The organism is Streptomyces sp. OfavH-34-F, assembly GCF_022347745.1.
In the GTDB taxonomy this organism is placed as follows: domain Bacteria; phylum Actinomycetota; class Actinomycetes; order Streptomycetales; family Streptomycetaceae; genus Streptomyces.
In genome coordinates, this window is the sequence record NZ_JAKRGC010000271.1 from 1 (window position 1) to 8,909 (window position 8,909).

Genomic DNA, 8,909 nt, shown 5'->3' on the forward strand with positions numbered 1-8,909 from the left:
TCCGGCTCGGCGGCCGGGTCGCGCGGGGCGGCGGGCGCGAGGAACGCCACGCGCGGCAGCCGCTCCAGGATCGCGCCGCGCAACGCGCCGTCCAGCCCGCCCCGGCCCAGCGGGCCCGGCACCAGGCCGATCGTCGCGACGGACACCGGCTCCCAGTCGGCGAGCAGTTCCGCGTAGGCGTCGGCGGCGCGCTCGACCAGGAAGTCGGTGAGCGGTCCGGGCGCGGGGTGCCGGCGGGTGGTGTCCAGCGGCAGTGAGGCGATGAGCAGCGCGGGCAGGTCCAGCGGTTCGTCGGTGGGCGTCGGCGCGTGGACGACGGCGGCGGTCCGGGGGCGGAGCGGGGCGCCGTCCTCGTCGACCGGAACGGCCCAGGTGACCGACCAGTGCGGGCGCAGCCGTTCCTCCAGCGGGCGGCCGGCGAGCAGGGCGGGCTCGATCGGGCCGTGGTGGACGGCGGTGCGCCAGCGGTGGGTGCCGTGCGCGGAGTCCTCGATGTGCGTGTACGGGCCGTGCTGGGAGCGGCGCAGCGTGCGGACGGCCTCCGGCGTCTCGACGGTCACCTCGTCGAGCCCGGTCAGCGTGAGCAGCAGCGCGTCGTCCACGGCGGCCAGCAGCCGGCCCACCAGGTCCTCGGCGACCCCGTCGCGCAGGGGCAGCACGACGACGGTGTCGTAGCCGTCGGGCGCGGTGCCCTCGGCGGGCAGCGGGAGGCGCAGCAGCGGGACGTGGCCGTCGCGGCGGCGCAGCTCGTCGCCGAGGCCGGGGCTGCCGACGGCCGCCTGTGCGGCCAGTTCGCGGGCCTCGGCCAGGGACCAGCGGACGCCTCCGTGGCGGCCGACGATCGCCGGCTCGTCGCTCACCGCGAGGACGGCGGCGAACCCGACGCCGAACCGGCCCACGGCGCCCTCGTGCCCCTCGCGCTTCGCGGACGCGCGCAGCGTGGACAGCGACTCGACGCCGGTCGCGTCCAGCGGGGCGCCGGTGTTCGCGGCGGCGAGGACGGCGGGGGTGCCGTCCGCCGCGGGGTGCAGGGTGAGCCGGAGGCGGCCGGGGACTCCTGCGCGGGCGGCGGCGTCGGCGGCGTTCTGGGCCAGCTCGACGACGAGGCGGTCGCGGTAGCCGCCGAGCGCCAGGTCCTCCTCGGCGTTGGCGTCCTCCCGGAACCGGGCGGGCCCGGCGCCCCAGGCGTCGAGCACGCCGCGCCGCAGCCGGGCGGTTCCGAACGGGTCGCCCTCCGTCGCGTTGATGCCCATGGGGTGCTCCCTCTGCCGGTCCGGAACGCGTACCCCGCGAAGCTACCGGGTACCGCCCGGACCCACCCACTCACCGCCCCCGGAGACCGGCACCGGCCCCATCGGGCCCGTCCGGCGATCGAGGACGGAACCGGGTCGCCGGGGGACCGAGCCCGCTTACGCCTCGTCCTCCGGCGCCCCCGCGTCGTCCGCCCCGTGCAGGGCGTACTCGTCCACCCGCATCGTGTCCAGCGCGTGCCCCGCCGACGCGGGGGCCTTCGGCATGACCGCCGCCTCCGAGTGCCCTCCGCACCCGTACGCCAGCGACACCACGTGCCCGTCGGCCGGGCCGAACTCGTTCGCGCACACGCCGAACGCCTGGCGCAGCGAGCCCGCCAGCGGCATCAGGAACGCGCAGGAGACGCAGGAGGCCGGCGCGGCCTGCGCCATCGGCGTCTTCGGCCCGAACGCCTCTTCCCAGCGGTCCGCCGCCGCGTGCAGCCCGTACCGCGACAGCACCCGTGCCCGCCGCATGCCCAGCTCGTCGGCCACCGCGGCGATCGATCCGCGCGCGGTCGCGGCCGGGCGGGTCGTCAGCTCGGCGTCCTCCACGTCCACCAGCTCGGCCAGCTCGCCGCTGACCTCGCCGACCGCGGAGTTCGGCGGGACCTCGTCCGCGCCGGTGTACCCCGGCTCCAGGCGCAGGTCGTCCGTCTCGGTGGGCAGCAGGTCGCCGGGGCCCATGTCGCCGGGCCGCAGCCGCTCGCTCCACGGCACCCACTCCGGCGCCAGGATCGCGTCGCCGCCGGGCAGCAGCACCGTCTCGTCCAGCGTGACGTTCTTCGCGCGGGAGGCCCGCGCGACCGTCACCGCCCAGCGCCAGCCCCGGTAACCGGGGTCCTCGCACTCGAAGTAGTGCGTGACGACGCGGTCCCCCTCGGAGACCACGGCCACATGCTCACCCACGACCCCCGGAGCGGCCGCTTCCTCGGCCGCCGCGCGGGCGAGGTCAACGGCCTCGGCGCACAACCGGTCGGGAGCGGGGGTACGGGCGGTACGGGCCGTACGGCCTCGCGTCGTCGCAGCACTCACAGGTCTCGCTTCTCTCCTACGCCAGTCTCACGAGCGCGCCAGCACATCGACCATCGATTCCGGCCATACGGTCGCGGACGGAGCGGACCTGGGGGCCGCGTCGACGTCCACACCCGTTGAGCCAACCTCGGGCACGCCTTCCGCAATCCATTCTGCGGGATCGCCGAGAGGCGCGCGGCCGAGAACAACCGCCGGTGGCGCGCTAAGCACGCTACCCTCTCCGCCGCTCCCCGCCCACCTGCCGTCCCTAACGACGCCGTATCGGCCATCGCCCGCGGCCCCCGTCACCAGGCGGATCACTGACCCGACGGGGCGGTCCCGCCCGCGCCCCGCCGGGATGCCGGTTCGCATCGCGCGGTCCTGGGGCACTATGACCAAGTGGCTTCTGCCCGGTCGCACGACGGTCCCGGCCCGCTCCGCAGGGCGGGGCGGGCGGTCGGCCGTGCCCTGAGAACGCCGTTCACCCTGACCGGGCGCGGCATCCGCAAGGCCACCCACGCGCACGGGGCCGGCGAGAGCGGCCTCGGCAAACTCATCGAACTGCACGCGGTGAACGGCGCGGGCGACGTGATGATCACGGTCGCGCTCGCCTCCACGGTGTTCTTCTCCGTGCCGACCGACCAGGCCCGCGGCCGGGTCGCGCTGTACCTCGCGGTCACGATGGCGCCGTTCATCCTGCTCGCCCCGGTCATCGGCCCGCTCCTGGACCGCCTGCCGCACGGCCGCCGCGCGGCGATGGCCGGTTCCATGCTCGCGCGGGCGGTCCTGGCGCTCACGATGTCCGGCGCGGTCGCCACCGGGGGCCTGGAGCTGTATCCGGCGGCGCTCGGCGTGCTGGTCTGCTCGAAGGCGTACGGGGTGGTGCGCAGCGCCGTCGTACCGCGCCTGCTGCCCCCGAAGTTCTCGCTGGTGAAGGCGAACTCGCGGGTGACCCTGGCCGGTCTGCTGGCCACCGGGGCCGCCGCGCCGATCGGCGCGGCGCTCCAGCTGATCGGCCCGCCGTGGCCGCTGTACGGGGCGTGCGCAATCTTCGCGGGCGGGGCGGTGCTGGCGTTCACGCTGCCGCCGAAGGTGGACTCGGCGAAGGGCGAGCGCCGGGCGCAGCTGGTCCCGCCGCTGGGCGAGCACCCGCCACGCCCGGAGCCGTCGCGGACCTCCTCGACGCGCACCGGAACCACGTCGTCCAAGGACGCGGGCGGGTCCAGGGGCCGCAAGCGGCGGGAGAACGGCGAGCGGCGGCCGGGGCTGCGGTCGGTCGGCCCGTCCGTCCTGCACGGCCTCCAGGCGAACGCGGCACACCGGGCGCTCTCCGGCTTCCTGATCTTCTTCCTGGCGTTCCTGCTGCGCGAGCACCCGCTGGCCGGGCAGAGCGCGGCGATCTCGCTCGGCATCGTCGGCGTGGCGGCGGGCGTGGGCAACGCGCTGGGCACGGCGGTGGGCTCCTGGCTGCGGGCGCGCGGCCCGGAGGTCATCGTCGCCTCCGTGCTGGGCCTGGCCCTGGGCGTCGCGGTCCTGGCGGCGGTCTTCTTCAGCACGGTCATGGTGGCCGCCCTCGCCGCGACGGCGGGGCTCACGCAGGCCCTGTCGAAGCTGTCGCTGGACGCGATGATCCAGCGCGACGTGCCGGAGGAGGTGCGCACGTCGGCGTTCGCCCGCTCCGAGACGCTGCTCCAGATGTCGTGGGTGGTGGGCGGTGCTATCGGGATCGCGCTCCCCCTCAACGGCGTACTGGGCATGGCGGTGGCCGCCGGGCTGCTGGCGCTCGGCGCCGCCGCGTCCGTACGGGGGCTGCTGGGCGCCGCCCGGCGCGGCTCGCCGCACCCCCGCGTGGCGTGAGCGGGAGCGACCGATAGCCTTCGGCCCATGACCGTTGCGTTCTTCTCAGGTAAGGGCCGTCGAATCGGCGTCGCTCTTGGTGCCGTGTCCGCGGGACTCCTCGTCCTCTCCGCCTGCGACAAGCCGACGCCGCTCGCGACCGTGACGGTCGGCGACAACTCGGTGAACACCGAGGCCGCCTGCTACAACGACGGCAAGACGATCAAGGAGTCCGAGGTCAAGTCCTGCCTCAACAAGGAGGCGGAGAAGACCATCAAGGTGTCGATGTCCGACACCGTGCACTTCGGCGTCGACCCGGAGATCGCGGACAACGGCTGGACGCTCTTCATCAACGGCCAGCAGGCCGAGCAGGAGCCGTTCAAGAAGACCTACCGGTCCATCTCCGGCAGCGCCTTCTTCTCCAGCCAGACCGGCGAGGCCGCGAACGAGACGCAGATCAGCGTCGTCGAGACCAAGGGCAAGGGCGACAAGGCAGGCGTGTCGGGCATCTGGCACTTCAAGCTGGTGAAGACGGACTGACCGTCCCCCGGAGGGCTGCCCCCTGATGCGTGTGCTGGTCGTGACCGCGGTCCCGGTGGAACGGGACGCGGTCACGCGTGCGTACGGGGACGAGCCCGAGGTGCGCCCGGTGCGCGGCGCGGAGATCCACCGGGCCGGCCCGCTGGACGTGCTCGCGGGCGGCGCGGGCCCGGCCGCCGCGGCGGCGTCGGCGGCGTTCGCGCTGGCGTCCGGCCACTACGGCCTGGTGGTGTCGGCGGGCATCGGCGGCGGCTTCGCCCCGGTGGCGCCGGTCGGCTCGCTCGTCGTGTCGCGCCGCATCGGTGCGGCGGACCTGGGCGCCGAGACACCGGCCGGCTTCGTCCCGGTGACCGAGCTCGGCTTCGGCCGGACCTGGCACTTCCCGCCCCGCTCCCTCGTCCGCGCCGCCGCCGGGGCGACCGGGGCGGCGGCCGGCGACATCCTCACCGTCTCCACCGTGACCGGCAGCGCCGACCGCGCCGCCGCCCTGCTGGCCGCCCACCCCGGCGCCCTCGCCGAGGCCATGGAGGGGTTCGGGGTGGCGGAGGCGGCGGACCTCGCCGGCGTACCGGTCCTGGAGATCAGGGCCGTGTCGAACGCCGTCGGCCCGCGCGACCGCGACGCCTGGCGCATCGGCGACGCGCTGACCGCGCTGACCGGGGCGTTCGGGAAGCTCATACCCGTACTGGAAGGCTGGACCCGCCATGACCGCGACGACACCGCAGACTGACGCGCTGCGCATCGCCTTCTCGCCCTGCCCGAACGACACGTTCGTCTTCGACGCCTGGGCGCACGGCCGGGTCGCCGGCGCCCCGGCGCTGGACGTCACGTTCGCGGACATCGACCTCACCAACGGCATGGCCGAGCGCGGCGAGCTGGACGTGCTCAAGGTGTCCTACGCGGTGCTGCCGTGGGTCCTCGACGAGTACGCGCTGCTGCCGTGCGGCGGGGCGCTGGGTCGGGGCTGCGGCCCGCTCGTCCTGACCCGGGAGCCGGGCACGGACCTGACCGGGAAGACGGTCGCCGTGCCGAGCGAGCGCTCCACCGCCTACCTGCTCTTCCGCCTGTGGGCGGCCGAGGTGGTGCCCGGCGGGGTCGGCGAGATCGTCGTCATGCCGTTCGACCGGATCATGCCCGCGGTCCGGGACGGCGAGGTGGACGCGGGCCTGGTCATCCACGAGGCGCGCTTCACGTACCGGAACTACGGGCTGCACAACCTCGCCGACATGGGCCGGCACTGGGAGGACACCACCGGCCTGCCGATCCCGCTGGGCGCGATCATCGCGAAGCGCTCGCTGGGCCTGGACACGCTGAAGCTGCTCGCCGAGTCCGTACGCGCCTCGGTCCGCATGGCCTGGGACGACCCCGAGGCGTCCCGCCCGTACGTCGCGGCCCACGCCCAGGAGATGGACCCGTCCGTCGCGGACCAGCACATCGGCCTCTACGTCAACGAGTTCACCGCGGACCTGGGCGAGGACGGCTACGCCGCGATCCGCGGTCTGCTGACCCGCGCGGCGGCCGAGGGCCTGGTACCCGCCCTCGGCCCGGACGCGCTGGCCTTCCCGTAGCTAGACGTCGAGCTGGTCGGCGACCGCGCGCAGGAGCCCGGCGATCTTGGCGCCCGCCGCCTTGTCCGGGTAGCGGCCGCGCTCCAGCATCGGGGTGATGTTCTCCAGCAGGGTGGTCAGGTCCTGGACGATCGACGCCAGCTCGTCCGGCTTGCGGCGCTGGGCGGCCGCGACGGACGGTGTCGGGTCGAGGATCGACACGGAGAGCGCCTGGTCGCCGCGCTGGCCGGCGACCACGCCGAACTCGACGCGCTGACCGGGCTTGAGAGCGTCGACCCCGGCCGGGAGCACGGACGAGTGCACGAAGACGTCGCTGCCGTCGTCGCGGGAGAGGAAGCCGAAGCCCTTCTCGCTGTTGAACCACTTGACCTTGCCAGTCGGCAAAGCACGCACCCCATCTCAACCCGTGTGCCGGAACGAATGCCCTCAGCAGGTCAGGCCGTCCTGTGGTCGTGCTCCCCTGCTGGCTGAAGCCTCCACAGGTGACGTACCCCTCGTCAAGCCTGGTCATCCGGACTCTGTCCGGAAACGGCACCTGCTTCACCCGGACACGGACCCACCCCACGGGGGAACTACCCTGACGGGGTGAGCACTCCCACTTCCGGCGCAGGCGACCGGCTGGTCCGGATCGGCGCCATCGTCTTCTTCATCGGCGCCCTCTCCACCCTCGCCACCATGGCCCCCCTCTTCCTCGGCACGGACCCCCTCCCGCCGATCGCCTGGTCCCTGTGCATGCTGATGGGCGTCGGCTTCCTGATCGCGGCAGCAGGCGTGATCCGCACGGCCCGCGCAACCTCCCGAAACCACTGACCCCGAACGCGTCCGGCCGGAGCGCTCGCCCATGTCGACGCTGAAGCGGGCCCCCGAGCACGTAGGGGCCTGGTACTGGGATCTCGCGGAGCTCACGCCGCAGGGAGCGGAGCCCGATGTGGTCGCCGCGACGCTGACCGCCGCGCAGGGGGCCGCCGACATCCTCCGCGCCCACGCGCTGCTGGAGGCGACGGCGGTCGAACAGACGTGGTACGCCCCCGGCCGGGGGCCGACGGGTCTGACGAGCCGGCTCTCCGTGCCGGAGACGCCCCTCGGGAGCCCCGAGGTCACGGAACGCGTGCTCGGAAGCCGTCCGTCGGCCTTCCCGGACGCCTTCATCGGAAGCATGTACGTCAGGGGGCCCGGCACGTGGTTCGACGCCGGGGGTCACGCGCGCAGAGAACCCGGCCTCGTCACCATGTGGCTCACTCCCGAGGGTTCCGGTATCTCCGTCGAGGTGTCCGTCCACCACGACATCTGGCGCTGGTTCGACTTCTCCGGGCGCCCGCATCCGGATGTGCACCGGCGCAACGCTCCCCGGCTGGCGAACGCGCTGCGGGAGATCACCTCGCACTTCGGTGTGGAGCCCGAGACCGGCGAGGCGACCTATTTCGGCCATGCCGTGGAATACGGCATCTCCGCCGACGACCCGGATGAGAATGGCCGGGGCCTCGACGTGACCGACAGGCTCTGACAGAACCGGGGAAGGGGCCCTCCGTGATCACCTCTGCTCCCGTCGGCACGTGGGTGTGGGAGCCGGCCCGTACCGACGCCGGAGCGGTCTGCACCGTCCCTGGAGGATCTGGAGGACCTGGAGGAACGGGCCGGGCGGTGCTGACTACGAGGCTCGCGTCGCCGTGTACGTGTGCAGCCAGGCCGGGAGGGCTGTCAGGGAGTCGAGGATCACGTCCGCGCCCGCCTCGCGGAGTTCGGGTTCGGCGCACGGGCCCGTGGTGACCGCTACGGAGAGGGCGCCGGCGGCGCGGGCGCCGCGGACGTCGCCGATGTGGTCGCCCACGTAGACGGTGGCGTTGTGCTCGCGCAGGGCGAGGGCCTTCTGCTCGGCCCAGAGGTTGCCGGCGATGACGTCAGGCTCGATGCCGAGGTGCGCGAGGTGCAGCTTGGCGTTGGGTTCGTACTTGGCGGTGACCACGAGGGTGCGCCCGCCCAGGGCGCGTATCGCCTCGATCGCCTCGCGCGCGCCGGGCAGGGCCGGGGTGGGGGTGATGGCGTACGAGGGGTAGAGCGCGCGGTAGCGGTCCGCGACGGCGGGGACCTCGGCGGCCGGGAACCAGTTGGCCAGCTCCTCCTCCAGGGGCGGGCCCAGGCGGCTGACCACGAGGTCGGTGTCGATGTCGGCGCCCGTCTCGGCGGCGAGGGCGAGGTAGACCTCCTTGATGCCGGGGCGGGAGTCGATGAGGGTCATGTCCAGGTCGAAGCCGACCGTCAGGGGTGAAGGCATGTCCTCCATTGTGGCGCCCCCCTCATCGCCGCCTGGCCCGCCAGAGGAGGAACACCGCGGAGGCCACCGCCGCCGCGCGCACCGTCAGCGGCCAGGTGTCGGCCAGGGCGTCCTTCATGCCGTGCTCCGGGATGGGGTCGCCCCAGCGGCCGTCCATGCGGCCCCACAGCCAGACCAGGGCCGACGCCGCGACCACGCCGGGCAAGCCCATCGCCGCCCACTTCGCCTCCGCGCGCGACAGCTTGCGGGAGCTGTACGCCAGCAGCCAGCCGCCCGCCAGGGCCAGCAGCGAGCCCATCACCGCGCCCGCGACGAGGAGCGCCGCCGCCAGCAGCAGGACCGGGTGGCCGAAGCCCCGGCGCGGGGCGGCCGCAGCGGCCTCGGGCGCAG

The 8,909-nt window shown here is 74.3% G+C and carries 10 protein-coding genes and 1 pseudogene; 6 read left to right on the top strand and 5 right to left on the bottom strand.

Annotated features, from left to right (window positions below):
* Together MHW47_RS27735 and MHW47_RS27740 are read right to left on the bottom strand one after the other, a co-directional pair.
* Positions 1 to 1,253, bottom strand: a 1,253-nt coding sequence (locus MHW47_RS27735; RefSeq protein WP_374230158.1) for a sacsin N-terminal ATP-binding-like domain-containing protein, incomplete at its 3' end; no start/stop codon positions are given.
* Between the two features lie 156 nt (positions 1,254 to 1,409).
* Positions 1,410 to 2,324: a DUF3027 domain-containing protein gene (locus MHW47_RS27740; RefSeq protein ID WP_239226504.1), complete on the bottom strand. Its 915-nt coding sequence runs from the start codon at positions 2,322 to 2,324 to the stop codon at positions 1,410 to 1,412.
* Positions 2,325 to 2,702: 378 nt separating this feature from the next.
* On the opposite strand from MHW47_RS27740, the gene MHW47_RS27745 reads away from it, so the two are divergent.
* Genes MHW47_RS27745 through MHW47_RS27760 form a run of 4 tightly spaced genes read left to right on the top strand, consistent with a single transcriptional unit; the run spans position 2,703 to position 6,247 of the window.
* Positions 2,703 to 4,160, top strand: a complete 1,458-nt coding sequence (locus tag MHW47_RS27745; RefSeq protein ID WP_239226505.1) for an MFS transporter — start codon at positions 2,703 to 2,705, stop codon at positions 4,158 to 4,160.
* Positions 4,161 to 4,187: 27 nt separating this feature from the next.
* The gene (locus MHW47_RS27750; protein ID WP_239226506.1) at positions 4,188 to 4,679 is read left to right on the top strand and encodes a DUF2771 domain-containing protein; all 492 of its coding nucleotides are present in this window, start codon (positions 4,188 to 4,190) and stop codon (positions 4,677 to 4,679) included.
* A gap of 25 nt (positions 4,680 to 4,704) precedes the next feature.
* Entirely contained in the window at positions 4,705 to 5,409 is a 705-nt protein-coding gene (locus tag MHW47_RS27755; RefSeq protein WP_239226507.1) for a futalosine hydrolase, read from the top strand.
* Positions 5,384 to 6,247: a 1,4-dihydroxy-6-naphthoate synthase gene (locus MHW47_RS27760; RefSeq protein WP_239226508.1), complete on the top strand. Its 864-nt coding sequence runs from the start codon at positions 5,384 to 5,386 to the stop codon at positions 6,245 to 6,247. Before MHW47_RS27755 ends, MHW47_RS27760 begins: the two co-directional genes overlap by 26 nt.
* On the opposite strand, the gene MHW47_RS35845 is transcribed toward MHW47_RS27760, so the two are convergent.
* Complete coding sequence (locus MHW47_RS35845; RefSeq protein ID WP_275449733.1) at positions 6,248 to 6,631, bottom strand: cold-shock protein; 384 nt, start codon at positions 6,629 to 6,631, stop codon at positions 6,248 to 6,250. It abuts the gene before it with no gap.
* Positions 6,632 to 6,832: 201 nt separating this feature from the next.
* Here MHW47_RS35845 and MHW47_RS27770 point away from each other — a divergent pair, with 201 nt between their 5' ends.
* Both MHW47_RS27770 and MHW47_RS27775 read left to right on the top strand, forming a co-directional pair.
* The gene (locus MHW47_RS27770; RefSeq protein WP_239226509.1) at positions 6,833 to 7,057 is read left to right on the top strand and encodes a hypothetical protein; all 225 of its coding nucleotides are present in this window, start codon (positions 6,833 to 6,835) and stop codon (positions 7,055 to 7,057) included.
* 31 nt (positions 7,058 to 7,088) lie between these two features.
* The gene (locus tag MHW47_RS27775) at positions 7,089 to 7,751 is read left to right on the top strand and encodes a hypothetical protein (RefSeq protein ID WP_239226510.1); all 663 of its coding nucleotides are present in this window, start codon (positions 7,089 to 7,091) and stop codon (positions 7,749 to 7,751) included.
* A gap of 144 nt (positions 7,752 to 7,895) precedes the next feature.
* Here the strand turns inward: MHW47_RS27775 and MHW47_RS27780 are convergent, their stop codons facing one another.
* Together MHW47_RS27780 and MHW47_RS27785 are read right to left on the bottom strand one after the other, a co-directional pair.
* The gene (locus MHW47_RS27780; protein WP_239226511.1) at positions 7,896 to 8,528 is read right to left on the bottom strand and encodes an HAD family hydrolase; all 633 of its coding nucleotides are present in this window, start codon (positions 8,526 to 8,528) and stop codon (positions 7,896 to 7,898) included.
* Positions 8,529 to 8,541: 13 nt separating this feature from the next.
* Positions 8,542 to 8,909: pseudogene (locus MHW47_RS27785) on the bottom strand (hypothetical protein); the annotation flags it as partial.